The following is a 26,973-nucleotide window of genomic DNA, read 5'->3' as shown; positions in this document are numbered from 1 at the left end:
GTAGGTATTTGACCATATACTGCCCGTGGCGGGCTACCATAGCCCCATGTCGCAGCCAGCCACAACGCTCGCGGCCGGCTCCGTCGGCACGGTGGAGACGCGCCATCTCGATCTGCCCGAGCCGGTCCGCCTCGACTGCGGCCGGGAGCTGCATCCGGTCCGCGTCGCGTACGAGACCTACGGCGTTCTCTCCCCGCAGCGCGACAACGTGATCCTGGTGTGCCACGCGCTCAGCGGTGACGCCCACGCGGCCGGCTTCGCGAAGGCGCCGCCCGTGGAGAGCACGCGCGACGGCTTCGGCGCCGAGGAGCGCGACGGCGCGGCCGGCAAGGGGCTCGGCTGGTGGGACGGCATGATCGGTCCCGGCAAGGCGTTCGACACCGACCGCTACTTCGTCGTCTCCACCAACCTGCTCGGCGGCTGCCGCGGCACCACGGGGCCGTCGTCGACCGACCCGGCGACGGGCCGGCCGTACGGCGCGGACTTCCCCGTGATCACGGTCGCGGACATGGTCCGCACCGAGCGCGCGTTCCTGGACGCCCTCGGCATCGACCGGCTCGCGGCGGTGGCCGGCGGCTCGCTCGGCGGGATGCAGGCGCTGGAATGGGCGGTGCGGTACCCCGACCAGGTCGACGCGATCATCCCGATCGCCAGCACCCACGCGCTCCATCCGCAGGGAGTGGCCTGGAACGCGATCGCCCGCGACGCCATCATGCGCGACCCGGCCTGGCAGGGCGGGAGCTACCACGGCACCGGCAGCGCGCCCGACGCCGGCATGGGCCTGGCGCGGATGGTCGGCCACATCACCTATCTGTCCGCGCCCGGGCTGGAGGAGAAGTTCGGCCGGCGGCTGCAGTTCGCCGACGACGTCCGCTACACGATCACCGAGCCGGAGTTCGAGGTGGAGAGCTACCTGCGCCACCAGGCCGACTCGTTCGTCAAGCGCTTCGACGCCAACACCTACCTCTACACCTCGCGCGCGCTGACCTACTTCGACCTGGCCCGGCAGCACGGCGGCGGATCGCTCGTGCGGGCGCTCGAAGGCGTCAAGGCGCGGACGCTGCTGATCGCGTTCAGCTCCGACTGGCTCTATCCGCCGGCCGCGTCGAGCGAGATCGCCGAGGCGCTCGGCGGCCTCGGCAAGCCGGTCGAGTTCCAGGTGATCGAGGCGCCGTACGGGCACGACTGCTTCCTGCTGGAAGAGGCGCGGCAGACGCCCATCATCAAGGAGTTCCTGGCCCAGGGCGGGCCCAGGTGAGATCGAGGAAGAGACGTTCGTGACCGACAAGCCCTCCCGTCAGGAACAGGCCCGCGCGTTCGGGTTCGAGACCCGCCAGCTGCACGCCGGGCAGCGACCCGACCCCAACACCGGCGCCCGCGCGGTGCCGATCTTCCAGACGACCAGCTACGTGTTCGAGGACCCCGAGTCCGCGGCGGCCTACTTCAACCTCCAGGAATACGGCAACACCTACTCGCGGATCATGAACCCGACCGTCGCGGTGTTCGAGGAGCGGGTGGCCAACCTCGAAGGCGGCGCGGGCGCGGTGGCCTTCGCCAGCGGCATCGCCGCGCAGGCGGCCGCGCTCTTCACGCTGCTGGAGCCGGGCGACCACGTCGTCTCCTCCTCGGCCCTGTACGGCGGCACGGTCAACCAGCTCAAGCACCTGCTGCGCAAGATGAACGTGGAGCTGACCTGGGTCGATCCCGACGACCCCGGGGCGTGGCGGCAGGCGGTGCGCCCTAGCACCAAGGCGTTCTTCGGCGAGACGATCGGCAACCCGGGCGGCAACGTGCTCGACATCGAGACGGTGGCGGCCATCGCGCACGAGCACGAGCTGCCGCTGATCGTGGACAACACGTTCGCCACGCCCTACCTGTGCCGCCCGATCGAGTGGGGCGCCGACATCGTGATCCACTCGGCGACCAAGTTCATCGGCGGCCACGGCACCAGCATCGGCGGCGTCGTGGTCGAGGCGGGCACGTTCGACTGGTCCAACGGGCGCTTCCCCGTGGTCGCGGATCCGTCGCCCGCCTACCACGGCCTGCGCTTCCATGAGACGTTCGGCACGTACGGCTACCTGATGAAGCTGCGCGCCGAGACCCTGCGCGACCTGGGCGCGGCGCTCTCGCCGTTCAACGCCTTCCTGTTCCTGCAGGGGCTGGAGACGCTGTCGCTGCGGATGGACCGGCACGTCGCGAACGCGCGCGCGGTGGCGGCGTTCCTGGAGGAGCACGAGCTGGCCGCGAACGTGACCTATCCCGGGCTGCCGGGCAGCAGGCACCGGGCACTGGTGGAGAAGTACCTGCCGCTCGGCGCGGGCGCGGTGTTCTCCTTCGACTGCGCCGGCGGCCGGGCCGGCGGCCAGGGCCTCATCGGCGGACTGACCATCTGGTCGCACCTGGCGAACGTCGGCGACGCCAAGAGCCTGGTCATCCATCCCGCCAGCACCACGCACCGCCAGCTCGGCGACGACGAGCTGCGCGCGGCCGGCGTCGGGCCCGGTACGGTACGGCTGTCGGTGGGCACCGAGTCCGTCGAGGACCTCATCTGGGATCTCGACCAGGGTTTCGCCCGCGTCGCCGCGACGATCGAGGAGAAGGTGGAGACGGTATGACCGATCTCGCTCGCTACCAGGACCCGCTGACGATCCAGCGGGTGCTCCACTCCACCCGGACGATCGCGATCGTCGGCCTGTCGGGCAACGAGCTGCGGGCCAGCTATTTCGTCGGCTACTACCTCAAACGGCACGGCTACCGGGTGATCCCGGTGAACCCCCGCGAGAAGGAGATCCTCGGCGAGACCAGCTATCCGAGCCTGCTCGACGTGCCCGAGCCGGTGGACCTGGTGAACGTCTTCCGCGCGCCGGACGCGCTGCCCGGGATCGCCCGAGACGCCGTGGCGATCAAGGCAGGCGCTCTGTGGTGCCAGTTCGGCGTGATCAACGAGGAGGGCGCGCGGATCGCCGTGGAAGGCGGCGTGACGGTGGTCATGGACCGCTGCATCAAGGTCGAGCACGCCCGTTACGTGGGCCGGATGCACTGGCTCGGCTTCAACACCCAGCGCATCACGTCTGTCCGGGCGGGGCTGCAGTAACCGGCGCGACGGCCAGGGGCAGGCGCAGGACGAACCGGGCGCCGGCGGTGCTGTCCTCGACCTGGAGGGTCCCGCCGTGCGCCTGGGCGATCTTGCGGGCCATCACCAGCCCGAGCCCGGTGCCGCCGGTGTTCCTGTCGCGGGCGGTGTCCAGGCGGGCGAAGCGCTGGAAGACGAGCTCGCGCTTGTCCGGTTCGATGCCGGGACCGTCGTCGATCACCTCCAGCAGCGCCACGCCCAGCGGGAAGTGCGCGGTGTCCCGCCCGGTCGCCGGCTCGTGCGAGACGCGCACGGTGACGATGCCGGCGGCGTGCCGCTCGGCGTTGTCGATCAGGTTGGTGAGCAGCCGGGTCAGGTGCGCCGGATCACCGGTCACCACCACGCCGGGCTCCAGCGCGCAGTCGAACGCCGTGCGCCGGCCGGGTACCTCCCGGCACTTCGCGCTCACCAGCGTGGCCAGGTCGACCGGCTCGCCGTCGACGGACTGCGCCGCCTCCAGCCGGGCGATGGCCAGCAGGTCGCCGACGATCGTCTCGATCCGGTTCACGCTGCCCAGCACGGCCTCGCCCAGATTCCGCACCGTGGTCTCCTCGGGCGCGAGCAGGGCGTCCTCGACCTCGGCGCGGATCGCCGTGATGGGGGTGCGCAGCTCGTGCGAGGCATTGGAGGTGAAGTTGCGCTGCTGGGCCATCGCGGCGTGCAGGCGGACCAGGGTCCGGTTCACGCTCTCGGCCAGGTCGTGGATCTCGTCGTGGGTCGGCGGCAGCGGCACCCGGCGCTGCGGGCAGCTCTCGCTGATCGTGTCGAGCTCCGCGCGGATGGTGTTCACCGGTCTGAGCGCGGCGGTGACGATCCGGTGGCCGAGGCCCGTGATCGCCGCGGCCATCAGCGCGGCGGCGCCGAACACGGTGGTGGCCAGCCACGGGGCGACGTAGACCGGGACCACGTGGCCGGAGCTGTAGACGACCCAGTCCTGTCCCGCGTGGTAGGCCGACTGCGCGACCACGAGCATGCAGTCGCCGTGGGGGAACACGCCGCCGCAGACGACGCGGCTGGCCATGGCCTTGGGCAGGGGGTTGAAGTCGGCCATCGCCGGTTCGCCGCGCAGCCGCGGGGTCGAGGCGACGACCTTGCCCGTGGCGTCGACCACCTGCAGCTCGCGGCCCTCCTCTTCGGTCATCTGCGGGCGGATGCCGTCGTGCTCGATCTCGTGAGCCACCCGGCCGCCGTCCACGGCTATCTCGCCGATGTGGTCCTGCGTCACGTACCTGTGGATGGCGAGCATGACCGAGACGGCCAGCAGTGCCGACAGCAGCGTCGCGACCACGCCCGCGAACGCCGTGATGCGCGTGGTGATCGACCAGTCTCGCCCAGCCCTCATGCGCCCAGTCGAGCACACGGGCCGTAGCGGGAGATGAAGGCCGGGCCCCGGCGACGGCATGAGACGAGTTAATACCTCACCAAAAAGGTTGAACCGATGCCATCTCGGTGCAAATCCGGCTCGCGCGGCCGGGTTTCCGGCCGATCCGGGCGTGCGTCAGCCGGGGCATTCGTCCGCGGGGGCCGGCACCGGCAGGCGCAGGACGAACCGCGTTCCGTCCGGATCGTCCGCCACGATGAGCGACCCGCCGTGGGCGTGGCACGTCTCCCTGCTGATGGCCAGGCCGAGCCCGGTGCCCCCGGGATCCAGGCGCTGCGCCTCCCTCAGCCGGACGAAGGCGTCGAAGACCCGCTCCCGATCCTCGGGGGCGATGCCCGCGCCGTCGTCGCGCACGCTCACCACGGCATGCCCGCCGTCCTGCTCGACGGTGACGTCGATGCGGGACCTGGCGTGCCGCCGCGCGTTCGCCAGCAGGTTGGTCAGTACCCGGCCGAGCTGGACCCGCGAGCCCAGCACGATCGGGCGGTCCACCACCCGCAGCAGGACCTCGGCGCCGTCGCGAGGCAGGGCCGCGATCTCGAACTCCACCAGGTCGGCGAGGTCGAGCGGCTCGTACGCGGCCGGCAGGGCGCCTTTGATCCGGGTGTAGGCGAGCAGGTCGTCGATGATCGCCTCCAGGCGTTCCGTGCTGCGCAACGTGCGCTGCAGGGCCACCCGGGCGTCGGTGTCCTCCGGATACAGCAGCGCCTCCTCCAGCTGGGTGCGCAGGGCGGCGACCGGGGACCTCAGCTCATGAGAGGCCATCGACGCGAACCGGCGCTGCGCCTTCACCGCCTTCTCCAGCCGGTCGAGGTAGATGTTGGAGGTGCGGGCGAATTCGGCGATCTCGTCGTCGCCCGGCGGCTCGGGGACGCGCAGGTGCAGGTCGCCTTCCGCGGCGGCGCGCATCTTCGTGCTGATCGCCTGTACGGGTTGCAGCGTCCGGCCCACCACCACCCAGGTGCTCCACGCGGCCGTCGCGGAGGCGAAGAGGACGGCCGCCACGATGCCGGCCTCCAGGTAACGCATCGCCAGGGCGGGCGGCTCCGTCGTGCCCGCGTAGACGAAGTGCGGCTCGCCGCCGAAGAGGGTGCTGGCCGCGCCGTCGTCCATCCGCAGCACCGTGATCAGCAGGCACCTGCCGGACTCCCACGGTGGGCACGCCTTGCCGTCCAGGAGGCGGTCGCCGGGGGACGGGCGGGCCGTGCTCAGTGGCGGCTTGCCCGCCGCCGCGGCGTTGGAGGCCACCACCCGGCCCTTGGAGTCGACGAGCTGGAGGTACTTCGCGCGGGCTGTCGGCTTGGGCGGCGAGATGTGGCCCGGCCGCATCTCGGTGACCCAGTCGACGATGGTCAGGCGCATGTCCTCGGTGAGGTCGGACGCGACGGTGTTGCGGATGCCGAATGAGATCAGAGCGCCGACCCCCGAAAGGATCACTGTGAACAGCACGCCCACCACGATGGTGTAGCGCACCCGGATGGAGTTCACGAACGGGCGGCGCCGCCGTCGGAGAGGAGAGCGTAGCCCGGCCATACGCTGACGGTATCCAGGACTTCTGCTCCCTATGCGAATGCTTGTCCTAATATGACCAGCTACGCAGGCGGGGATTGACGTTTCCGTACGGCGTCATGGCATGACGTACGGATCCTGCATACCTCCGGCATACCGCCCCTTCCGAGAATGACCGTCACGACCTACGGGAGGGCAACCTTGAAGATCCTGCGCGCCGCGGCCGTCATCGCCGCCATGGGCCTGGCCACGACGATCACCGCGGCGGCCGCCACGGGGCCCGCCATGGCCTCCGCCGACCAGTACCTCATCGCCCGCTGCTCCAAGGGCGACCACGGCATCGAGATCCGCGCCCGCTATATCACCACGAGCACGCGGCACGTCTTCAACCAGGTGTCCTGGCGGACCACCGCCAATACCGGGAGCAACAACACCGTCCGCTTCTACTTCGTCCAGGACGCCCAGCCGGACATCGTCTTCAAGGCCTTCAGCTACCAGGGCGGCAGGACGGGCACCAGGAACATCTCGGTGAACCGGCCTAAGGCACACAAGGTATACGTGCGGTTCAAGGTCCTCTTCGACACGAGCGCCTCCTCCGACCCGACCTGCACCTACCACACCCGCGGCATCTGACGATCAGCGGAAGGGCCGGTCACCGCCGACCGGCCCTTCGTGCTGCCATGCGAGGGTTTCAGCAGCCGAGCGCGTCGGCGAGGCCGTCGAAGCCGGTGACGGACAGGTCGCTGGTGGTGTCGGCGGCGCGGTCGGGGGTCCCGTGCGGCCCCTTCTCCAGCGGTCGCTCCACGAACGCGGTACGCAGCCCCGCCGCGCGCGCCCCGTCGAGGTCCCAGGCGTGGGCCGCGGTCATGAGGACCTGGCCCGGCTGCACGTCGAGCAGGCCGGCGGCGGTCAGATAGGGGGCGGGCAACGGCTTGTACGCGCGGGCGAGCTCGGCCGACACGACGCAGTCGAACGGCAGCCCCGAGTGGTTGACCAGGTGGGTCAGCAGCGCGAATCCACCGTTCGACAGCGCCGCCAGCACGTACCGCCGGCGCAGGCGGGCCAGCCCCGTGGCCGCGTCCGGCCAGGCGGGCAGCCGGTGCCACACGTGCACCAGGCGGCGGCGGGCGGCCTCGTCGAACGCCCCGGCCACGCCGTAGATCTCCAGCAGGTCGTCCAGCGACTCGCGGTGCAGCGTGTCGAGGTAGGCCCAGTCGCGCTCGCCGCGGTTGACGGTCTGCAGGGAGGGGACGTAGCGGCTCCTCCATTCGTCGGCGAACCGGCCGCCGTCAATCGTGACGCCCTGCTCGGCGGCGATCCGGGCGACCTGGTCGGCGACGCCGGTGTACCAGTCGAAGGTGGTGCCGAAGATGTCGAAGGCGATCACGCGGAGGCCGGCGGGGTCGAAATCGCTCATAGAGCCCATCATGCGTCGCCACCCCGGCCGAGTCGATCACCTTCAGGCGCGTCGTCTCCCTCTCGCCCGCCCTGCGCCTCGCCCGCCCTGCGCGCGTCCTCCTGGAGGCCGGGCTAGCGGCGCGCGAGGGCCGGGCTAGCGGGGTCGTGAAATATCCCGATCTGTGTCCGGCGGGTTCGCCGGGTGGTCGATGGACGGATCGGGGAGGGTGAGATGCAGTACCTGGTCGCCGCGGTCGTGCTGGTCGCTCTGCTGTGCGGGCTGAACCTGCTGCTGACCGTCGGCGTGATCCGCCGGCTGCGCCGGCAGGGCGCGGCGCCGGCGATGACGACGGAGAGCCTGCCGCCCGGCACGCGGATCCCGGCGTTCGCCGCCACGACCACGAGCGGTGAGCCGATCTCCGACGAGCTGCTCGGCGCACCCGCGCTGATCGGCTTCTTCTCGCACGGCTGCCGGCCCTGCGAGGACCTGCTCCCGCTCTTCGCGGAGCGGGCGCGCGACACGTCGGACGACGTGCTCGCGGTGGTCGTCGCCGCTCCGGGCGAGGACACCGCCGCCGAGATCGGCCTGCTCGCGGAGGTGGCGCGCGTCGTCACCGAGCTGCCGCAGGGGCCGCTCCAGACGGCGTTCAAGGTCGACGCCTTCCCGACCGTCCTCACGATCGGTGCCGGCGACACGGTCGTCACCAGCGGGCACACCCTGCCCGCCGGGGCGGGGGCATCGTGAGGCGGGCCTGGCTGATGGCCGCGGGCGGGGTCGCGGGGCTGGCCCTCCTGGCCGTACGGCTGCGCAGGACGTACCTGGTGATCAGGGTCCACGGCGACAGCATGGCCCCGACGCTCACCGACGGGGACCGGCTCCTGTCCCGGCGCACGGACCTGGCGGAGCTGCGTAACGGGCAGATCGCGGTCGTCGTGAGCCCGCGCCCGACCGGCAGCCACTACCTGATCAAACGCGTCGCCGCCGTCCCCGGCGATCCGGTGCCCGCGCAGGTGCGGTGGGTGGTCGGCGACGACGTCGTCCCTGACGGCAGGTTCGTGCTGATCGGTGACAACACCGAGGCCAGCTTCGACTCCCGCGAGCACGGCTACTTCCACGCCGCCGACCTGCACGCCGTCACCGTCAGGAAGCTGAAGGAAGCGGCGGCATGACCGCTGACGGGGTACGCCTGACCGCCGCCGCGCGCGAGGCCCTCGCCACCGGCTGGAGCGCCGCCGCCGCTCCCATGATCGGGTACGGGTTCACCCTGCTGGGCACGGCCGTGGCGCCCGTCGCGGTGGCCTGGCTGACCAAGCTGGTCATCGACGGCCTCACCGGCTCGGCCACCATGGCCGGGCTGCTCGGCCTCGCCGCGGGGCTGGCCGGCACCGGCGTCGTCGCCGCGATCCTGCCGCACTGCTCGCGCTACCTCGGCGGCCAGATCGGCCGCGCCATGGCGGCCACCACGACCGACCGGCTGTTCGCGGCCACGGCCCGCTTCCCCGGGCTGCGGCCGTTCGAGGACCCGCGCTTCCTCGACCGGCTGCGCCTGGCGCAGGAGGGCACGGCGCGGGCGGAGGGCATCGTCACCGAGACCTTCGGCCTGATCCGGTCCGCCGTGACCGTGATCGGCTTCGTCGGCTCGCTGCTGGTGATCAGCCCGGTCATGACGATGGTCGTGCTGTGCGCGGCCGGGCCGGCCCTCGTCGCGCAGCTGAAGCTGTCGCGCCGGCGTACGGCGATGATGTGGCAGATCGGCCCGGCCGAGCGGCGGCAGCTCTTCTACAGCACCCTGCTGAGCACGATCGAGGCGGCCAAGGAGATCAGGCTCTTCAACGCGGGCGGATTCCTGCGCGGCCGGCTCATGGCCGAGCTGGCCACGGCACACGCGGGCCGGCGGCGGATGGACCGGAAGGAGCTGTCGGCCGAGGGGGCGCTCGCCCTGCTGTCCGCCGTGGTGGCCGGGGGCGGGCTCGTCTGGGCCATCGCCGCGGCCCGTACCGGCACGCTCACCGTCGGGGACGTCTCGATGTTCACCGTCGCCGTCGTCGCGGTCCAGGGCGGGCTCGACGCGCTGGTGAACGGCATCGCGACGACCGACCACAACCTGCGGCTCTTCGGCCACTACGTGGCGGTGATCAGGGCCGAGCCCGATCTGCCCGCGCCGGCCGACCCCGCGCCGCTGCCGCCGCTGCGCCGGGGGATCGAGCTGCGCGACGTCTGGTTCCGCTACAGCGACGAGCACCCCTGGATCCTGCGCGGCGTCGACCTGTACCTCCCGTACGGCGCCTCCGTCGCGCTCGTCGGCCTCAACGGCGCGGGCAAGAGCACGCTCGTCAAGCTGCTCTGCCGCTTCTACGACCCGACCAGGGGAGCGATCCTCTGGGACGGCACGGACCTGCGCGACGTCCGGCCGGAGGACCTGCGCGAACGGATCAGCGGCGTCTTCCAGGACCACATGGCCTACGACTTCTCCGCCCGCGACAACATCGGCGTCGGCGACGCCGGCGCCCGCGAGGACCTCGGCCGGATCCGCGCCGCCGCGCGCAGGGCGGGGGTGGACGAACTGCTGGCGGGCCTGCCGCGCGGCTACGACACGCTGCTCACCCGGATGTTCACCAGCGAAGAGGATCGAGCGGACTCCGCCACCGGCGTCGTGCTCTCCGGCGGCCAGTGGCAGCGGACCGCCCTGGCCCGGGCCTTCCTGCGCGACGGACGGGACCTGATGATCCTCGACGAGCCGAGCTCCGGCCTCGACCCCGAGGCCGAGGCCGACGTGCACGCCAGGATGCGGCGGCACCGCGCGGGCCAGACCAGCCTGCTTATCTCCCACAGGCTGAACACCGTGCGCGACGCCGGCCTGATCGTCGTGCTGAAGGACGGGGTCGTCGCCGAGCGGGGCGGTCACGACGACCTGATGGCGGTGGACGGTGTCTACGCCCGTCTCTTCCGCCTCCAAGCCCGCGGCTATCACGAGGTGCCTGACCGTGATGCCGCGTCCACCGGACCTGGAACGGGAGAGGAGGTGAAGAAGGAATGCTGGACAAGCTCATCGACCGGTTGATCCCCACGGTCAAGGCCGACGCCGCGTGCACCCCGAGGTGCGTGCAGATCAGCTACGACCCGAACACCGGTTGCTACAAGATGCGGTGCTACAACGCGGACTGCACCTACCGGACGGTCACTCTGTGCGAGTAGATCGTTGGAGAAAGGGGGAAAGGTGAAACTCATCACCGACCTGGCGGACCGGATCGTCGCCTTCGTCGTGCCGTCCGGCGACGCGCAGGCCGCCTGCACCGCGCGGTGCGTCGTGGTCAACACGACCTGTACCGGCAGCATCTGTTGCACCGTCTTCAAGTGCTGGCGAACGGACTGTTCCGTCTACACCAGGAAGCAGTGCGCCTGAGTGAGTAAAGGGAGCTGAGGGGAGTGCCTTCTGGCAGGCGCCGGCCAGAAGCGCTCCCTTCGGAACCTCGGGACTTCGGGACAGACCCCCTAGAACGACGCGCCTTCGAGGATGGCCTGGTGCCGCCGGCGGAGCCGGTCGGCGGGTTCGATGCCGAGCTCCGTGCTGAGGATGTCCCGCACGCGCCGGTAGGCGGCGAGCGCTTCGGCGCGGCGGCCACGCCCGGCCAGGGCGCGCAGCAGCAGCTCCCACAGGGACTCGCGGAACGGGTGGGCCTCGACGAGGCGCTCCAGTTCCGGGATGACGGAGTTGTGCAGGCCGAGCCGTAGTTCGGCCTCCACCCAGAGCTCGGACGCGGTCAGGTGCACCGCGTCCAGGCGGCGGCGTTCGCACAGGACGGTCTCGACCTCGATCCCCGGCGCCAGCGGCCCGCGCCACAGGTCCAGCGCCTCCCGCAGCAGCCCGGCCGCCTCCGCCGCTTCGCCCGCGGCCAGCGCCTGCGACCCGCGGGCGAAGCGCCGCTCGAACGCCCGCACGTCCACCGCCCGGTCGGGGACGGTCAGGGTGTAGCCGTTCCCGAGCGTGGCCAGCTCGACGCCGTGCGCGGCCAGCGGCGCCAGGGTGCGGCGCAGGCGGTAGACGTAGGTCTGCAGGCTCGCCCGCGCCGTGGCGGGCAGCTCGTCCGGCCAGAGCTCGGTCATCAGCCGGTCCACGCTGACCACCCCGCCCGGCCGCAGCAGCAGAACGGCGAGGATCGCCTGCTGCTTCGCGGCCCGTACGTTGATCGCCCGGCCCCCGCCGTCGACGATCGCCATGCGTCCTGAGAGTTGGAACGTCGTGTGGAACATCGTGCACCTCCGATCGGCATTCTGTTCGGGGCGAGTATGTTCCAGGTATGGCGGGCGCCCGGCGCCCGTACCAGCCGGTCCCAAGTGATCCACAAGACGGGCCCGGTTGCATGAGGTCCATGAGAAATCGTGTTCGCCGCGCCGCGGCCCTGGCCCTCGTCGTCGCCTCCGCTGCCCTCACCGTCGGTATCACCAGCGCCCCCGCGCAGGCGATGCCGCCCGAGGGCTGGTACCGCTGCTACGTGCCGGGCTACGGGACCATGTGGTGCCTTGACGTGTAGTCGTGACCGGCAGGCCGCCGCCCTCTCCGCACGGGGAGGGCGGCTCTTTTCGTGTGTGCGGCTTTTGTGTATGGCTCAGCGGGCCACGGCCTGGCGGTAGCCGGCGTCCGTGCCGAGCAGGCCGCGGTGGGTGTCGTCGGCGGTGATGACGCCGCCGTCCAGGACGAGGACGCGGTCGGCGGCGTCGAGGAAGGCGGGACTGCTGGTGATCACGACGGTGGTGCGGTTCGCGCGGAGCCGGGCGAGGTTGCGCGCGATGAGCTGCTCGGTGACCGCGTCGACGGCCGTCGTCGGGTCGTGCAGGACCAGGATGCCGGCGTCGGCGGCCAGGGCGCGGGCCAGCGACAGCCGCTGGCGCTGCCCGCCCGACAGGTTCGCGCCGCGGTCGCGGACGCCGTGGTCGAGCCCCTCGGGGTGGAGGGCGACGACGTCGGTCAGCATGGACGCCTCCACCGCCTCTGGCAGCAGGCGCGCGGTGCCGGACGGGTCGATGTTCGTGCGCAGCGTGCCCGCGAAGATCTCTCCGTCGTACGGGTTGACCAGCAGGTGCTCCCTGATCCCTTCGACCGGGAGGTCGGCGAGCTCCTGCCCGCCGACCCGTACCACGCCCTCGTAGGCACCGGGCGGGACGCGCACGGCCAGGACCGCCGCGAGGTCGGCCGCCGCCTGCGCCTGGTAGGCGGCGATCGCCACGAACTCGCCGGCGGCCACGTGGAACTTCAGCTCGCGCAGGGACCCGTACCGGACGCCGTCCACCTCCAGGTCGCCGCCGGCGGACGGGCGCCCCGTGCCCGGGGTCATCACCGGCCGCGCGGCCAGCACGAGCGCCATCCGCTCGGCCGACGCGCGCGCGATCATCACGTATTTCGGCATCTCCGAGAAGAGCCGGAGCGGCTCCATGATGAACTGCGCCAGCCCGACGGCCATGACCAGCTCGCCGATGCCGATCCGGCCCTCGAACGCGAGCCAGCCGGCCGTCAGGGTCACCGCGGCGGCGAGGGCCGCGTTGAGCGCCAGCGCGACGCCGGCGTACGCGCCGTTCACCCTGGCCACGGTGATCGCCTGGCTCTTCGCCTCCGTGCTGACCCTCCGGTACGACCGGAACGCCGCGTAGTTGCCGCCGAAACCGTGCAACGGGCGCAGGCCGCTGATCAGGTCGGCGACCTTCGCGCCCGCCCGCGCCACCCTGGCCTGCTGCTCGCGGGTGCTCGCGCCGATGCGTTTCGACATCACGCTCAGGATCGACAGGATCGCGATCGTGCCCGCGATCACCAGCAGGCCGAGCCGGACGTCGGCCAGGCCCAGCGCGACCGCCGTGATCAGCACCGCGACCAGGGAGCTGATCAGCAGCGGCACCACCTCGATGATGTCGGCGGTCTGGTCGGCGTCCTCGGTCGCGATGGTCAGCACCTCGCCGGACTTCAGGCCGGTGTCCCTGGCCACCGGCTGGAGCGCGCCGGCCGCTACCCGTACCCGCCAGCGGTGGGCCTCGGTCGTGTTCGCCTTCTGCAGGACGCGCATCCCGAACCGCCACGACAGCGACACCGTGGTGATGATCACGGCCAGCGCCGCGATCGACAGGCCGAGCCGGCCGAGGTCGCGCTCGCGCATCGTGTGCTCGACGATCAGGCCGAGCGCGATCGGGAAGGCGGTCTCGCCGGCCTGGTAGAGGCCCATGAGCAGGGTGCCGCCCGCCATGGCGCCGACGTTGCGCCGCAGCGTGGTCCGCAGGATGCCCGCGCGCGGGGCCGGCGCGTCAGGAGCGGCCGTCCCGTCCGGTGCGGTCGTCTCGTCCGGTGCGGTCGTCTCGTCGGCAGGGGCCATCTCGTCCGGTGCGGTCATCTCGTCGGGAGTGGTCATCTCGTCAGGAGTGGTCATCGAGGTGCCGGGCGATCGCTTCCGGGGTACGCAGGGCGTACAGGTCACGGATGGTGATCCTGGGGCCGTACTCACGGCGGAGCAGCCCGACCAGCCGCACCGCCAGCATGGAGTGTCCCCCGAGGGGCAGGAAGTCGCTCACCGCGCTCACCTCGTCATCATCCAGGTCCAGGGCCTCGGCGAAGAACTCGCACACCAGGATCTCGTTCTCGGTCGCCGGCCGCCGCTCGCCCGCCGTGGTCAGCGCGCCCAGCGGCTTGGCCTCCGGCAGGGCCTTGACGTCGGCCTTGCCGTTCACGGTCAGGGGGATCGCGGCCACCTCGGCGTAGTGGGTGGGCCGCAGGAAGTCCGGCAGCCCCGCCCCCACCTCGGCGGCCACCCGCGCCAGGTCGGCGCCGTCCAGCACGAGGTAGGCGGCCAGCCGGTACGCGCCGTCCACCTGTGGGTCCGGCTGGGCGACCGCGGCGGCGAACCGTACCGCGGGATGCGCGGCGAAGGCGGCCTCGACCTCGCCCGGCTCGACCCGATGGCCGCGGATCTTGACCTGCTGGTCGGTGCGGCCCAGGTAGGCGAGGTTCCCGTCCGGCCGCCGCAGCACGAGGTCGCCGGTGCGGTACATGCGCTCGCCCGGCTCCCCGTACGGGCACGCGACGAACCGGTGCGCCGTCTGACCCGGCTGCCCGAGGTAACCGCGGGCGATGCCGACGCCCGACACGTACAGCTCGCCGGGCACGCCGTCCGGCACGGGGCGCAGCCACGGGTCCAGCACGTACACGTCGGTGTTGTCGATCGGCACGCCCACCACCGGGTCCTGGCACTCGAACGTGCCGACGCCGAGGGTGTTGATCGTGTACTCGGTCGGGCCGTACAGGTTGTAGCCGACCGTGCCCTCCGTCTCGTCGAGACGCCGCCACAGCCCCGGGGTGACCGCCTCGCCGCCCAGCAGCACCAGCGGCGGCCGTCGTCCCGGGTCGTCGAGCAGCCCCTCGGCCACCAGCTGCTGCGCGTAGGTGGGGGTCACGTTGACGACGTCGATCGTGTGCCGCAGGCAGTACTCGACCAGCCGGGGCGCGTCGCGGCGCAGCTCCTCGTCGCAGATGTGCACCTCGTGGCCGTCGGCGAGCCACAGGAGCTCCTCCCACGACATGTCGAACGCGAACGACACGGTGTGCGCGATCCGGAAGATCCGGTGCCCGTGCTCGGCCAGCACCGGCTCGAAGATGCGGCGCTGGTGGTTGATCAGCATGTTCGTCAGCCCGGCGTACTCGGTGACGACGCCCTTGGGCCTGCCGGTCGAGCCCGAGGTGTAGATGACGTACGCCGGGTGGCGCAGCCGGTCGGGGTCGTCCGGCGCGAACGTCGCCACCGGCTCGGCCTCCGGCAGCGGCCGGTCCAGCTCGATAAGTTCGGCCCGCGGCAGCGGCCGGTCCGGCTCGATCAGGTCGGCTCGCGGCTGGGGCCGGTCCGGCTCGATCGGCTCGCCGCCGCCCGCCGCGCCGGTGAGGCGGCGGGAGACGGCGCTCACGGTGAGGATCACGTCCGGGCGGGCGTCGGCGACGATCGCGGCGATCCGTTCGTCCGGATGGTCCAGCTCCAGCGGCACGTACGCGGCCCCGACGCGCAGCACCGCGAACAGCGCCACGATCGAGTCGAGCGAGCGCGGGATCGCCAGGCCCACGGTCCTGTCCGGGCCGAGCCCGCGCGCGGCGAGCACCCCCGCCACGGCCCGGCTGCGCTCCTGGAGCTGCCCGAACGTCATCGTCCTGCCGTCGGCGACGAGTGCGACCCGCCCTGGGCTGCGCTCCGCCGCCCGGTCGAACCGGTCGACCACGGTGTCGGTGCCGACGTCCGTCCGCGGGGCCCGCTCAGGCTCCGGTCCGAACCCGGGCAGACCGCCCACGGGCCCGGTCGCGCGGGCCACCTCGCCGAGCACGCGCAGATAGTCGTCGAGCAGGGCGCGGGCGCGTTCCGTGTCGTCGTCGCGGTACTCCAGCTTGATCGTGAACCGCTCGCCCGGCGTGATCACCCAGGTGAACGGGTAATGCGTGGAGTCGTCCGCCTTGACCGAGGTGATGCCGTGGCGGGCGTTCATCGCGGCCAGCGCGTCCAGGTCCAGGAAGTTCTGCAGCACGAACAGGTTGTCGAACAGGGTGTCGTGCCCGCCGGCCCGCTGGATCTCGCCCAGCCCCAGGTGCTCGTGCTCCATCGCGGCGACCCTGGCCGCCTGCACGCCCGACAGGTATTCGCCCACCGCCTCGTACGGGCGGGGCCGCGTCCACATGGGCACGGTGTTGAGCAGCACGCCGACGATGCCGTCCAGCCCCGCGCCCTCGCGGCCGGAGACGGTCACCCCGAACACGGCGTCACCGCGGCTGGTATGCGCGCCGAGCAGCAGGCCGAACGCGCCGGTCAGCAGCGAGTTCAGGGTGACGGCGTGCGTTCTGGCCGCCTCCCTGAGCAGGTCGGACTGCTCGGCGGACAGCGTGTGCACGAGCGCCCGCGGCAGGGCGTCCGAGAGGACCGGCGCCGGCCCGGCCAGGAGCGTCGGGCCCGGCAGCCCGGCCAGATGCTCGGCCCAGAATCGCCGCGACGGGTCAGGATCCCTGGCGTCGAGCGCGCGGGCATACTCCTCGAAACTCGGCGCGGCCGGCACCGGGCCAAGCGACTCGCCCGCCGACCTCGGAGCCGGCACCGGGGCCGGTGGCTCGCCTGCGATGGCCGCCTCATAGGCGTTGAACAGGTCGCGCAGCACGATCTCCCGCGACCAGCCGTCCCACAGCAGCAGGTGGTAGCTCAGCAGCAGGCCGTCCCGGCCGTCCGGCCGGCGTACCACGGTCAGCCGGATCAGCGGTGGCTCGCCCGGGTCGAAGCCGGTGTCGCGGTCCCTCGCGCACAGGGCCTCGACCTCGGCGTCCGTCGTCAGGGCGATCGTCCGCACGCCGACGCGCCGACCGGCCGCGAGCACCTGGACGGGGTTCCCGGCCGCGTGGGTTACGAAGCCGGCGCCCACGACCGGGTGCCGGGCGATCACGTACGCCATCGCCTCGGCCAGGGCGCCGGGGTCGAGCCGCCGGTCGAAGGTGAAGTAGTTCTGCGCGACGTAGTGACCGGCCGAGCCCGCGAGCTGGGCCTGGAAGAACAGGCCACGCTGCAACGGAGTCACCGGGGCCGTCCGCTCGGCCGTCACGGCGGCCTCGGCGACCTGCTCCAGGGCCTGCCGCCAGTACGCGGTGAACTCGTCGGGGATGGTGTCGGCCAGGGTGAAGGCGGCGCGCAGGGTGCCGGTGCCCGCGTCGATCCAGGCGTTGACCTCGACCGCGTACGGGCTGCCCTGGTCGCCGCCGGCGATGTGCAGCGCCTGGGACTCGGTGGCCCGGCCGAGGTAGTTGAACAGCACCTGCGGGCGGGCGGTCAGCAGCGGGGCGGTCTGCGGGTTGAGGTACCTCAGTCGGCCGTAGGCGACATGATCGGCTTCGTCCGGCTGACGTTCGGCGAGCTCCCGCGCCGCGGCGACGGGGTCGGTGTGCGGCGTGAGCCGTACAGGGGCGATGGAGGTGAACCAGCCGACCGTGCGCGTGTAGTCGTGCTGTTCGAGCACCGGGCCGCGGCCATGCCGTTCCAGCTCGATCGCCAGATCGGTGGGGGCGGGCTGGACCCGCGTCAACGCGGCCCGCAGCGCGCCGCACAGCAACTCGGTGAGCCCAAGACCGAGCGCGGCGGGGGCGGTGCGGGCCACGGCGGTGGTCAGCTCGGGCGGGAGCTCCACGGTGGTCTCACACAGAGTTGTTGGCTCATCTGTCGCCTCGGATAGCAGCGGGGGCGCCTGGAGTGCGGTGATCCAGCGGTCGAGGGTGCCGACCGCCTGGGCCTGGGTGGCTCCCGTGGCCAGGGCGTCGGCGTACTCGGCGTACGAGGTGGCCGGCGGGGTGAGCGGCGTGCCGCGCAGGGCGGTGGCCAGGTCGTCCAGCAGGATCAGCCAGGACACCGCGTCCACGGCCAGGTGGTGCACGACGATCACCAGCGTCCGGCTCTCCACCAGCCACGCGAACGCCACCACCTCCCCTGCCTCAGGATCGAGCCGCCCGGCCAGCTCGTCCGCCAGGGCCGCCGGGTCGGTGACTGCCTCCGGGCGGGTGACGGTGATCGGGTGGGGCGGGTCGGTGCGCAGGGTCCACACGCCGTGCTCGGTGCGCAGCCGCAGCCGCAGCATCGGGTGCGCGGCCACGACGGCGTTCGCGGCGCGCTCGACGTCCTCGAATCGGATGCCCTCGGGCGCCACCAGCGTCCTGGCCTGGGCGAACCTGGCCAGCGAGCCGCCCAGCTCCCGCTGACGCAGGATGATCGGCGTGGGCGTCAGCGGGCCGTCCTCGTGACGGACGGGTGCCGTGACCGGCGGGGCGTGGGTGCGCACGTGGGCGGCGAGCGCACGCGGGGTCCTGAGCAGGAACACGTCGCGCGGCGTGATCGGCAGCCCGAGCGCCCTGGCCCGGTTGACCACGGTGATGGCGATGATGCTGTCCCCACCGGCGACGAAGAAATCGGTGTCGGCATCCGCGTCAACGCCAGAAAGCGCCTCCCCGAAGACCTTGGCCAGCGCGGCGAGTGCGCCGTCCCCGGCGGGCACGGGCCGCTCGTGGGCGGAGGAGGTGCGGCCGGGAGTGGATGCGCGCCGGTCATGTGCGAACGCGCGTTCGGTGAGGGCTGTGCGGTCCAGCTTGCCGTTCACCGTCAGGGGGAGGGCGTCCACGTGCAGCACGCGGCCGGGGACCATGTGCGCGGGGAGCTTCGCCGACAGCGGGCCGGTGAGGTCGCCGGACACCTGCCCCACCACATGCGCCACCAGATGGTCGCCGCCGGCCGCCACGGTGACGGCCACGTCCACGACGCCGTCCAGTTCCCTGATCGCCGACTCCACCTCGCCCAGCTCGATGCGGAAGCCCTTGAGCTGCACCTGGTCGTCGGCCCGTCCGACGAACTCCAGCTCGCCGTCGATCGTCCGCCGGGCCAGGTCACCCGTGTGGTACATCCGGGACCCGTCACCCGCGAACGGGTCGGCCACGAACCGGCTCGCGGTCAGCCCCGGCCGGCCCAGGTAACCAAGCGAAACCTGGTCGCCCGCGACGTAGATGCCGCCCACCCCGCCCGGCGGCACCGGGCGGAGCCGGTCGTCGAGCAGGTAGGTGGTCAGGCCGGGGATCGGGCCGCCGATCGGGCTGACGTCCCCCGCGGTGAAGTCGTCGCCGGTCAGGACCCGGTGGGTGACGTGCACCGTGGTCTCGGTGATGCCGTACATGTTGACCAGCTCGGGCGAGGCGGTGCCGTACCGCTCGACCCAGCCGCGCAGCCGTCCCAGATCGAGCGCCTCGCCGCCGAAGATGATCCGGCGCAGCGACGTGACGGGCCGGCCGGCGTGCCGGTCGGCCTCGGCGAACTGGTAGAAGGCGGACGGGGTCTGGTTCAGCACGGTCACCCCGCGCTCGCGGACCAGGCGGTGGAAGTCGAGCGGGGAGCGGGTCAGCGCGTACTCGGGCAGCAGCAGCTCACCGCCGTACGCCAGCGCGCCCCACAGCTCCCACACCGCGAAGTCGAACGAGAAGGAGTGGAACTGCACCCACACGTCGTCCGGGCCGAACCCCATGTCGCCCTGGGTGCCGGCGAGCAGCGCCACCACACTGGAGTGCGGCACCACGACCCCCTTGGGCTGGCCGGTCGATCCCGAGGTGTAGATGACGTATGCCGGGTCGTTCCAGTCGATTTCGGCTATGGCTGCGGCGGTGTCCGACGGCACCCCGTTGTCCCGTAGGTCCGACAGCGACCGCGCGTCCGACGACTCCCCCCGATCCCGGCCGTCCGGCGGCTGCTCGCCCTCCTGCCCGGGCACCGACAGCACGCCGTCCAGCGTGAGCACCCGGGCCGGCACTCCCGCCCTGGTCGTCAGCTCAGTGAGTCGCTCCCGTGCCGCCCCGTCCACGAGGACGACCTTCGGAGCGGCGTCGGCGAGCACGTACGCCAGCCGTTCGTCCGGATAGGCCAGGTCCAGCGGCACGTACGCGCCGCCCGCGCTGACGACAGCGATCAGCGCGACGACCTGATCCAGCGAGCGCGGAACGGCGACCGCGACCCGCTCGCCCGGCCGCACCCCGGCGGCACGCAGCGCCATGGCCAGCTCGTCCTTGGCCGCGGCCAGCTCGCCGTAGGTCATCGAGCGGGTGCCGCCGTCGAGCGCGCACCGGGTGACGGCGGTGGCGACCGGGTCGCGGCGCGCGGCGGCGTCGAACAGACCCCCCAGGGTCACCGGCGTGATCACCCCGTCCGAGCTCACCGGCGTGATCATCCCGACCGAGGCCACCGGCGCGATCCTCCCGCCCGAGCTCGCCGCCGTGATCGCCCCGCCCGAGCTCGCCGCCGCGGTGACCGGTGAGTCCGGTCGGGTGAGCAGGCCGGTCAGGGTGCGGGTGAAGGTCAGCAGGATCGCCCGTGCCTGCGACTCCCGCAGCAGCTCCCCGTCATAGATCAGGTTGAACCGGGCCCGCCCGCCCCCCTCCCGCTCGACCACCAGCGTCAGCGGATAGTGCGGCGCCCCCTCGTTCACCAGGTCGCTGATGACGAACTCGTCGCCGGGCCGGCGCAGGGACACCACGTCCGTCGGCACGTCGAACACCACCAGCGTGTCGAACAGCGTCCCGCTTCCGGCCAGCCGGCCGATCCGGGTCAGGGAGACGTGCTGGTGCTCCAGCACCGCGCTCTGGTGCTCCCGTACCGAGGCGAGCAGGTCACGCGCCGTCGTGTCGCTCGACCACCGGGCCCGTACGGGGATCGTGTTGATGAGCAGCCCCACCATGTCCTTGATGCCCGGAACATCCGCGTCGCGCCCGGACACCGTGGACCCGAACACCACGTCCCGCCCCTGGAGGATCCCGCCCAGCGTCACCGCCCACGCGCTGTGCACGGCGACGCTCAGCGGTACGCCGGCCGCCCGCGCGGCGGCGTCGATGTCGCCGTCCAGCGCCGCGAGGTCCTCCCCGGAGACGCCGGTCTCCGCGAACCTCCCCGACGGGGTGTGTCCCTCGGCGACCAGCGACGGGCCGGGCAGTCCAGCGAGCTGCTCGCGCCACACCCGGTCGCTCTCGTCCCCGTCGCGTGCCGCGAGCGCGCGCACGTGCCCGGCGAAGCCGTCCCGTACGTGCACGCTCCCCGGCGCGTGGTACTCGGCCAGCAGCGCCCGCAGCATCGGCGGCACCGACCAGCCGTCGGCGACGATGTGGTGCACGGTCTGCACCAGAACGCTCCGCCCCGGCCCGGTACGGACGAGCGTGTAGCGCATCAGCGGCCCCGCGGCCAGGTCGAACCCGGCGCGGCGGTCACGTTCGGCCAGGTCGCGCAGCTCGTCACCGGTGATGCCGGGACGATCGAGGGTGCGGAACGGCGCTGTCACGCCGCTCTCCAGCACCGAGACCACGCGGCCGTCGGTGAGGGCGACGAACCGGGCGGCCAGGTTCGGATGAAGGGCGAGCAGCCGGGTGGCCGCGGCCGCGAGCCGGTCGGCGTCCGCCGCACCGTCGAGCGTCAGGATCTGCTGCTCGACGTAGCTGCCGGCCGAGTCGTCGTCGAAGACCGAATGGAAGTACAGGCCCTCCTGCAGCGGCGTCAGCGGCAGGACGTCGAGCAGCGCCGGGCCGTCGAGGGCGTCCACGTCGGCCTGCGTGAGGGTGACCGCGGCGAAGTCGCTGGGGGAGTGACCGCCGGTGTCGAGCGCGGCCAGCCCGGTCAGGGCCCGCAGGAAGTACCCGCCGATGGTGGCGACGTCCTCGTCGGTGAACAGCCCGTCCGGCCACGAGATGCTGGTGACCAGCTCGTACGCCCCCGTCGCCCCGGGTTCGGCGATGGCGTTGAACTCCAGGGCGCGCGGCAGCCGCATCTTCGGATCGCGCTTCTCGCCCAGTTGCCCGGTGGCGCCGGCGAGTTGCCAGTCCCCGGGCGTGCCCGCGTCGTAGCGGCCCAGGTAGTTAAAGAGCACCTGCGGGGCGGGCGCGTCGAACGCGTCGCCGGCCAGGTACCGCAGGGCCCCGTAGGAGATCCCGTTGTCCGGCACCCGGGCGAGGTCCTCCTTGACCGCCTTGAGCGCGGCCGACAGATAGGCGGGGCCGGTGAGGTCGGCCGCCGCACCGGGGTCCACAAGCACCGGGAACAACGTGGTGAACCAGCCCACCGTCCGCGACAGGTCGGGCTCGAAACCGGCGGCGCCGGCCACGAACCGCGCCTCCCGGCCGTGCCCTTCGAGCTCGATGTGCGCGAACGTCTGCTCCTGCCCGAGGTCGCGCCGCCACCGGGCGAGGGCGACGGCGAGCGCGGTCAGCAGGACGTCGCCGACCCCGGCGTGGAACCTGGCGGGCACCTCGCCGAGCAGCGCCGCCGTGACGCCGGGGCCGGCCGTGACGGTACGCACCCGTTCCCTGGCGACGACGTCGGAGGCGGAGAGGGGACGCCGGCCGAGCGGGCGGTCGGGACCGGGCAGGGGGCGCTGGAAGTGGCCGGGGTCCCCCTCGGACGCCGCCCGTTCCAGCAGCTGCGCCCAGCGCCGGAACGACGTGCCCACCGGCGGCGGCTCGACCGGCGCGCCCGAGGTGAGCTGCCGCCACCCCGTGGCCAGGTCGTCCATCAGCACCCGCCACGAGACGCCGTCGATCACCACGTGGTGGGCGACCAGCACGAGCTGCCGGGACGCGCGCCGCCACACGGCCCGCAGCATCACGCCGTCGTCCGGGCTCAGCCCCGCGGTGGCGAGCTCCACACACCCGTCGAGCGGCCGGTCGCTCTCCTCCCAGCTCGCCACGGCCGTGTCAGGCTCGGGGACGTGGAACCCCCACGGCTCGTCGCGGACCAGCCGGGCGCGCAGCATGTCGTGCCGCCTGACCAGGGCGGTGAGCAGCTCGCCGAGGGCGTCGGCGGTGAGCCCGTCCGGCGTGTTGAGCACCACGGACTGCACGAAACCGTCTATCGCGTCCGTGGTCCCGGCGAGCCAGCGCACGATGGGTGTGCCCGCGAAGGGACCGGTCGGGACGTCCTGAAGGTCCGCCGACGCGGCCTCGGCCGGGACGGCCACCGCCGCCAGCGCGCCCACGGTGCGGCTGGTGAAGATCTGCGTCGCGGTGACGTGCAGGCCCGCGTCGCGCAGCGCGCTCAACAGGGAGATCGCCATGAGACTGTCACCGCCGAGCCGGAAGAAGTTCTGGTCCGGGCCGGCCTCCTCCAGCCGCAGCACGGAGGCGACGGCGGCGCACACGACACGCTCGTTCTCGGTGGCGGGCGCGGCGGCCGAGCCGGTACGAAGCTCCGGCTCGGGCAGCGCGGCGCGGTCCAGCTTGCCGTTCGCGGTGAGGGGGAACTCCTTCAGCACGACGACGTGGGCCGGCACCATGTACTCGACCAGGTGCTCGGCGGCCCACGCCCGGACCTCCTCGGGGCTCAGGTCGCCGTCGCCGGAGACGGGGATGACGTACCCGACCAGATAGGTGCCGCCGGCCGCGTTCTTCCTGGCGACGACGCAGGTGTGCCGGACGCGGGGGTGCTCGGCGAGGCCGATCTCGACGTCCTCGATCTCCAGCCGCATGCCGCGGATCTTGACCTGGTTGTCGGCCCGGCCGAGGAAGTCCAGGGACCCGTCGGGGGCGAAACGGGCCAGGTCGCCGGTGCGGTACAGGCGGGAGCCGTCGCCGGCGAACGGGTTCGCCACGAAGCGGGAGGCGGTCAGGCCGGGCGCGTTGACGTAGCCGCGGCCGAGCAGGAAACCGCCGGCGTACAGCTCGCCGCCGACGCCGAAGGGGACCGGGCGCAGCTCGTCGTCCAGTACGTACAGCTGCGTGTTGGGATTGGCCCGGCCGATCGAGGTGGACAGTCGTTCGGCGGCGCCCCGGTAGATCACGTGCGAGACGCCGATCGTCGTCTCGGCCGGGCCGTAGCCGTGGTACATGGGGATGCCGAGCCGGGTGCGGAAGCGTTCGTACAGGTCGGGGGTGAGCACCTCGCCGCCGCACCACACGTGCCGCAAGCTGTCCAGCCGCCCGGAGCCGCCCTCGATCTCCAGCAGCACGTCCAGCATGGACGACACCAGGTAGGTGAAGGTGACGCGCTGCCCGGCGATCACGCTCAGCAGGTGGTGCGGGTCGCGCTCACCGCCGGGCCGCAGGACCACGAGCCGGCCGCCGCACACCAGCGGCAGGAAGATCTCGTTGATGGAGATGTCGAACGACAGCGGCGCCTTGAACAGCGACGCGTCGTCATGGCCGAAGCCCAGGATCTCGCGGCTCTGCCACAGCAGCCGCTCGCTGATCGCCTCGTGCCGGATCATCGCGCCCTTGGGCCGCCCGGTCGAACCGGAGGTGAAGATCACGTACGCCAGCGCGGGTCCGGGAATGTCCACCCCGGTGTCCCCGGTCGGGTACGCGCCGAACCGCCACGCGTCCAGATCGACGGCCACGGCCTCCGGCTCGCCCGCCGCGCCCGCGCCCGAGTCGTCGAGCTGCAGTACCACGCCGGCGTCCGCGATCACGACCGCCCGGCGCGCGGCCGGCCAGCGCGGGTCCAGCGGCACGAACGCGCCCCCGGCCTGCAGCACGGCCAGCAGGCCGAGCACCATCTCGGCGGAGCGGTCCAGCGAGATGCCGACGATCCGCTCGGCGGTGAGACCGCGTTCGATCAGGTGGTGGGCGAGCTGGTTGGACAGCGCGGCCGCCTCGCGGTAGGTCAGCGACCGCCGCTCGTCCACGATGGCGACGGCGTCCGGCCTGATCCTGGCCTGCTCGCGGAACATCTCCACGATGGTGGGGCGCTCCCGGTCGGCCCTGGTGTCGTTCCACCTGGCCAGGGTCTCCAGCCGGGCCGCCACACTGGAGGGGCCGACGGTGCCGACCGGCCGGTCGGGGAAGTCGGCCAGGTCGTCCAGCGCCAGCTGCGCCTCGGCCGGGTCGACGCCGCCTGGCACGACGATGCTCCGGCCGTCCGCACCGACCTCCCACTCCGCGACACGCTCATGGTCTCCCGCCCAGTCGAGAACGTCGGCGAACGGGGTCGCGGGGGTCAGGTCCAGCCGGTCGGGGCTCTGGCCGGTGGCCCAGTAGGCGAGCCCGGCGGCGCAGGCCAGGGTGATGGTCCTGTCGGAACGGTCACCGGTCCGCCGGCGCACGCCGGCCAGTCGCGCGGGAGAGAGCGATACGAGACGAGGGCTCGCTTCCATCAGCCATCCTTCGATAGTCAGGTTCTAGGAGCCTTCCTGCCAGGCCTGCCAGAGCCGCGCGTACCGGCCGCCCCGGGCGACCAGCTCCGCGTGGGTGCCCTGTTCCACGACGCGCCCGGCGTCGAGGACGGCGATGCGGTCGGCCGCCATCGCCTGGCTCAGCCGGTGCGCCACGTAGAGCGTGGTCCGGCCCGCGCACGCGGCCGTCACGGCCCGTTCCAGCTCGGCGGCGCCCTGGCTGCCCGCCTCCGCGGTCGACTCGTCCAGCACCACCACCGGCGACCGGTGCAGGATCAGCCGGGCCAGCGCGAGCTGGGCGACCTTGGTGCCGTCCAGCCGCTCGCCGCCCTCGCCGACCACCGTGTCCAGCCCGTCCGGCAGCGCCTCGACCCACGGGGCCGCGCCGACGGTGCGCAGCGCGTCCATCAGCTCGGCCTCGCCCGCCTCCGGCGCGGCCAGCCGCAGATCGTCGGCGAGCGGCCCGGAGAACACGTGCGTCTCCTGCGTCAGGATGCTGACCAGGGCCCGCGCCCCCGCCTCGTCCAGCCCGGCCAGGTCGGTCGAGCCGATCCGCACCGAGCCGGCCCGCGGAGTGCCGATGCCCGCGATCAGCGCCGCCAGCGTCGTCTTGCCCGCGCCCGTCGCCCCCACCAGGGCGAGCGAACCGCCCGCCGGGATCGACAGGGTCACGTCCACCAGCACCGGCCGCTCCGTGCCCGGATAGGCGAACGTCAGCCCCTCCACCGTCACCGGGTACGGCCCGCCGTCCGCCGGCGCGGCCGGAGCCAGGCCCACCAGCCGCTCCTCGGCAGGCTCGGCCAGCACGCCGACCAGCCGGGTCAGGCTGGCGCCCGACTTCTGCGCCTCGTCGAACGTGAACATGATGGCGCCCAGCGGATTGAACAGCCGGTGGAACAGCAGCGGGGCCACCGACGCCTGGCCCAGGGTGACGGCGCCGGCCTCCAGCAGCACGTACCCGACCACGATGATCAGGCTCAGCCCGATGAACTCGGCCCGGTTCTCCCTGCCGACGAACCGGCCGAAGAACCGGAACACCTCGATGCCGAGGTCGCGGACCCGCCACGACTCGCGGGTGACCCGCGCGCGGAAGTCCGCTTCGAGGTGGTAGGCGCGGACGGTGTCGATCCCGTTCAGGCCGCTGATCAACGCCTGCGCGCGGTCGGCCTGGGCCTCCCGCTGGCGCTGGTAGAGCGGCGCCGACCGGGGCAGATACCAGCGCAGGGCCAGCCAGTACGCGGGCAGCGCCCCCGCCCCCGCCAGCCCGAGCCGCCAGTCCAGCCCGAACATGCCGGCCGTGGCGATGGCGACCAGCACCCCGGAGGAGAACACCGTGGGAACGGCCGTGCGGATGCCCTTGGACACCACGGCCACGTCGTCGCCGACCCTGGACAGCACGTCGCCCCGGCCGACCTGCTCGATCCGCGCGCTCGGCATGCCCAGCACCGCCCGGACGGCGGCCTCGCGCAGCCTGGCGAGCAGGTCCGCGCCCAGCCGCCCGATCAGGTACGTCGAGCCGGCCGTGGCGGCGGCGCCGAGCAGCACGGCGGCCACCAGCAGCGCCCCGATCGTGACGAGCACCGACGGCGGCTCGCCCGCGACGACCCCGTCCACCACCTGGCCGAGGATGAACACCGGCACCACCTGGAGCGCCGCGCCCGCCACGGTGGTCAGCACGGCGGCGGTCGTCAGCCCCGGCACCTCCCGCAGGTGCGCGGTCACCCAGCGGGTGGCCTCGGGCCCGGTCGCGGTGCGCAGGATGACCGGGTCTGCGGTGCTCACGCCTGGATCACGGCGGCTCGGGGGAAGGACACGTCGAGGGGCATCTGCCATCCCTTGCTCTCATGCGCCCGTACTGGGCAGGCAAACCGTAACATGGGTAGCTTAGGT

Annotated in this window: 17 protein-coding genes; 10 read left to right on the top strand and 7 right to left on the bottom strand. The window is 72.7% G+C overall.

The genetic code is table 11. The features are described from left to right. Positions 1 to 46: 46 nt before the first annotated feature. Genes metX through OIE67_RS39335 form a run of 3 tightly spaced genes read left to right on the top strand, consistent with a single transcriptional unit; the run spans position 47 to position 3,094 of the window. Positions 47 to 1,258, top strand: a complete 1,212-nt coding sequence (gene metX / locus OIE67_RS39345) for a homoserine O-acetyltransferase MetX (RefSeq protein ID WP_326630058.1) — start codon at positions 47 to 49, stop codon at positions 1,256 to 1,258. Between the two features lie 19 nt (positions 1,259 to 1,277). Further along, complete coding sequence (locus OIE67_RS39340) at positions 1,278 to 2,615, top strand: O-acetylhomoserine aminocarboxypropyltransferase/cysteine synthase family protein (protein ID WP_326630056.1); 1,338 nt, start codon at positions 1,278 to 1,280, stop codon at positions 2,613 to 2,615. Further along, positions 2,612 to 3,094, top strand: coding sequence for a CoA-binding protein (locus OIE67_RS39335; protein WP_326630054.1), 483 nt, complete (start codon positions 2,612 to 2,614; stop codon positions 3,092 to 3,094). Before OIE67_RS39340 ends, OIE67_RS39335 begins: the two co-directional genes overlap by 4 nt. On the opposite strand, the gene OIE67_RS39330 is transcribed toward OIE67_RS39335, so the two are convergent. Both OIE67_RS39330 and OIE67_RS39325 read right to left on the bottom strand, forming a co-directional pair. Next, on the bottom strand, positions 3,066 to 4,475 hold the full coding sequence (locus tag OIE67_RS39330; RefSeq protein WP_326630052.1) for a sensor histidine kinase: 1,410 nt from the start codon (positions 4,473 to 4,475) through the stop codon (positions 3,066 to 3,068). The two genes, OIE67_RS39335 and OIE67_RS39330, sit on opposite strands and share 29 nt — an antisense overlap. A gap of 156 nt (positions 4,476 to 4,631) precedes the next feature. Beyond that, on the bottom strand, positions 4,632 to 6,047 hold the full coding sequence (locus tag OIE67_RS39325; protein ID WP_326630050.1) for a sensor histidine kinase: 1,416 nt from the start codon (positions 6,045 to 6,047) through the stop codon (positions 4,632 to 4,634). Between the two features lie 177 nt (positions 6,048 to 6,224). Here OIE67_RS39325 and OIE67_RS39320 point away from each other — a divergent pair, with 177 nt between their 5' ends. After that, positions 6,225 to 6,656: a hypothetical protein gene (locus tag OIE67_RS39320; RefSeq protein ID WP_326630048.1), complete on the top strand. Its 432-nt coding sequence runs from the start codon at positions 6,225 to 6,227 to the stop codon at positions 6,654 to 6,656. 58 nt (positions 6,657 to 6,714) lie between these two features. On the opposite strand, the gene OIE67_RS39315 is transcribed toward OIE67_RS39320, so the two are convergent. Beyond that, complete coding sequence (locus tag OIE67_RS39315) at positions 6,715 to 7,440, bottom strand: haloacid dehalogenase type II (RefSeq protein WP_326630046.1); 726 nt, start codon at positions 7,438 to 7,440, stop codon at positions 6,715 to 6,717. A gap of 213 nt (positions 7,441 to 7,653) precedes the next feature. Here OIE67_RS39315 and OIE67_RS39310 point away from each other — a divergent pair, with 213 nt between their 5' ends. Genes OIE67_RS39310 through OIE67_RS39290 form a run of 5 tightly spaced genes read left to right on the top strand, consistent with a single transcriptional unit; the run spans position 7,654 to position 10,825 of the window. Beyond that, positions 7,654 to 8,166, top strand: a complete 513-nt coding sequence (locus OIE67_RS39310; RefSeq protein WP_326630044.1) for a TlpA family protein disulfide reductase — start codon at positions 7,654 to 7,656, stop codon at positions 8,164 to 8,166. Then, positions 8,163 to 8,591: a S26 family signal peptidase gene (locus tag OIE67_RS39305; RefSeq protein WP_326630042.1), complete on the top strand. Its 429-nt coding sequence runs from the start codon at positions 8,163 to 8,165 to the stop codon at positions 8,589 to 8,591. Before OIE67_RS39310 ends, OIE67_RS39305 begins: the two co-directional genes overlap by 4 nt. After that, positions 8,588 to 10,483 (top strand): ABC transporter ATP-binding protein, encoded by a 1,896-nt coding sequence (locus OIE67_RS39300; RefSeq protein WP_326630039.1) that lies wholly within the window; start codon positions 8,588 to 8,590, stop codon positions 10,481 to 10,483. The genes OIE67_RS39305 and OIE67_RS39300 overlap by 4 nt, the downstream gene beginning before the upstream one ends. Continuing rightward, entirely contained in the window at positions 10,456 to 10,617 is a 162-nt protein-coding gene (locus OIE67_RS39295) for a hypothetical protein (RefSeq protein ID WP_326630037.1), read from the top strand. The genes OIE67_RS39300 and OIE67_RS39295 overlap by 28 nt, the downstream gene beginning before the upstream one ends. Positions 10,618 to 10,639: 22 nt before the next feature. Further along, positions 10,640 to 10,825, top strand: a complete 186-nt coding sequence (locus OIE67_RS39290) for a hypothetical protein (protein WP_326630035.1) — start codon at positions 10,640 to 10,642, stop codon at positions 10,823 to 10,825. A gap of 89 nt (positions 10,826 to 10,914) precedes the next feature. Here the strand turns inward: OIE67_RS39290 and OIE67_RS39285 are convergent, their stop codons facing one another. Further along, on the bottom strand, positions 10,915 to 11,640 hold the full coding sequence (locus tag OIE67_RS39285; protein ID WP_326630033.1) for an AfsR/SARP family transcriptional regulator: 726 nt from the start codon (positions 11,638 to 11,640) through the stop codon (positions 10,915 to 10,917). Between the two features lie 152 nt (positions 11,641 to 11,792). Between OIE67_RS39285 and OIE67_RS39280 the strand changes: the two genes are divergently transcribed. After that, complete coding sequence (locus tag OIE67_RS39280) at positions 11,793 to 11,954, top strand: hypothetical protein (protein WP_181307206.1); 162 nt, start codon at positions 11,793 to 11,795, stop codon at positions 11,952 to 11,954. Positions 11,955 to 12,029: 75 nt separating this feature from the next. Here the strand turns inward: OIE67_RS39280 and OIE67_RS39275 are convergent, their stop codons facing one another. The 3 genes from OIE67_RS39275 to OIE67_RS39265 are packed head-to-tail and all read right to left on the bottom strand — an operon-like array spanning position 12,030 to position 26,865. After that, positions 12,030 to 13,814: an ABC transporter ATP-binding protein gene (locus OIE67_RS39275; protein ID WP_326630029.1), complete on the bottom strand. Its 1,785-nt coding sequence runs from the start codon at positions 13,812 to 13,814 to the stop codon at positions 12,030 to 12,032. Positions 13,815 to 13,818: 4 nt separating this feature from the next. Beyond that, positions 13,819 to 25,065 (bottom strand): non-ribosomal peptide synthetase, encoded by an 11,247-nt coding sequence (locus tag OIE67_RS39270; protein ID WP_326630027.1) that lies wholly within the window; start codon positions 25,063 to 25,065, stop codon positions 13,819 to 13,821. 24 nt (positions 25,066 to 25,089) lie between these two features. Continuing rightward, positions 25,090 to 26,865 carry an ABC transporter ATP-binding protein gene (locus OIE67_RS39265; RefSeq protein WP_326630025.1) on the bottom strand — a complete coding sequence of 592 codons (1,776 nt, stop codon included), beginning with the start codon at positions 26,863 to 26,865 and terminating at the stop codon, positions 25,090 to 25,092. Positions 26,866 to 26,973: the final 108 nt, after the last annotated feature.

Origin of the sequence: Nonomuraea fuscirosea (assembly GCF_035917475.1) — a bacterium.
Classification (GTDB): domain Bacteria; phylum Actinomycetota; class Actinomycetes; order Streptosporangiales; family Streptosporangiaceae; genus Nonomuraea; species Nonomuraea fuscirosea.
The sequence above is the reverse complement of the archived record's forward strand: the minus strand, read 5'-3'. Positions and strand labels throughout refer to the sequence as shown.

Excerpts from the sequence above, each read along its gene's own strand:
- metX (WP_326630058.1), top strand. The coding sequence starts at position 47 with ATGTCGCAGCCAGCCACAACGCTCGCGGCCGGCTCCGTCGGCACGGTG.
- OIE67_RS39335 (WP_326630054.1), top strand. The coding sequence starts at position 2,612 with ATGACCGATCTCGCTCGCTACCAGGACCCGCTGACGATCCAGCGGGTG.
- OIE67_RS39330 (WP_326630052.1), bottom strand. The coding sequence starts at position 4,475 with ATGAGGGCTGGGCGAGACTGGTCGATCACCACGCGCATCACGGCGTTC.
- OIE67_RS39325 (WP_326630050.1), bottom strand. The coding sequence starts at position 6,047 with ATGGCCGGGCTACGCTCTCCTCTCCGACGGCGGCGCCGCCCGTTCGTG.
- OIE67_RS39315 (WP_326630046.1), bottom strand. The coding sequence starts at position 7,440 with ATGAGCGATTTCGACCCCGCCGGCCTCCGCGTGATCGCCTTCGACATC.
- OIE67_RS39310 (WP_326630044.1), top strand. The coding sequence starts at position 7,654 with ATGCAGTACCTGGTCGCCGCGGTCGTGCTGGTCGCTCTGCTGTGCGGG.
- OIE67_RS39300 (WP_326630039.1), top strand. The coding sequence starts at position 8,588 with ATGACCGCTGACGGGGTACGCCTGACCGCCGCCGCGCGCGAGGCCCTC.
- OIE67_RS39295 (WP_326630037.1), top strand. The coding sequence starts at position 10,456 with ATGCTGGACAAGCTCATCGACCGGTTGATCCCCACGGTCAAGGCCGAC.
- OIE67_RS39285 (WP_326630033.1), bottom strand. The coding sequence starts at position 11,640 with ATGGCGATCGTCGACGGCGGGGGCCGGGCGATCAACGTACGGGCCGCG.
- OIE67_RS39280 (WP_181307206.1), top strand. The coding sequence starts at position 11,793 with ATGAGAAATCGTGTTCGCCGCGCCGCGGCCCTGGCCCTCGTCGTCGCC.
- OIE67_RS39275 (WP_326630029.1), bottom strand. The coding sequence starts at position 13,814 with ATGACCACTCCCGACGAGATGACCGCACCGGACGAGATGGCCCCTGCC.
- OIE67_RS39270 (WP_326630027.1), bottom strand. The coding sequence starts at position 25,065 with ATGGAAGCGAGCCCTCGTCTCGTATCGCTCTCTCCCGCGCGACTGGCC.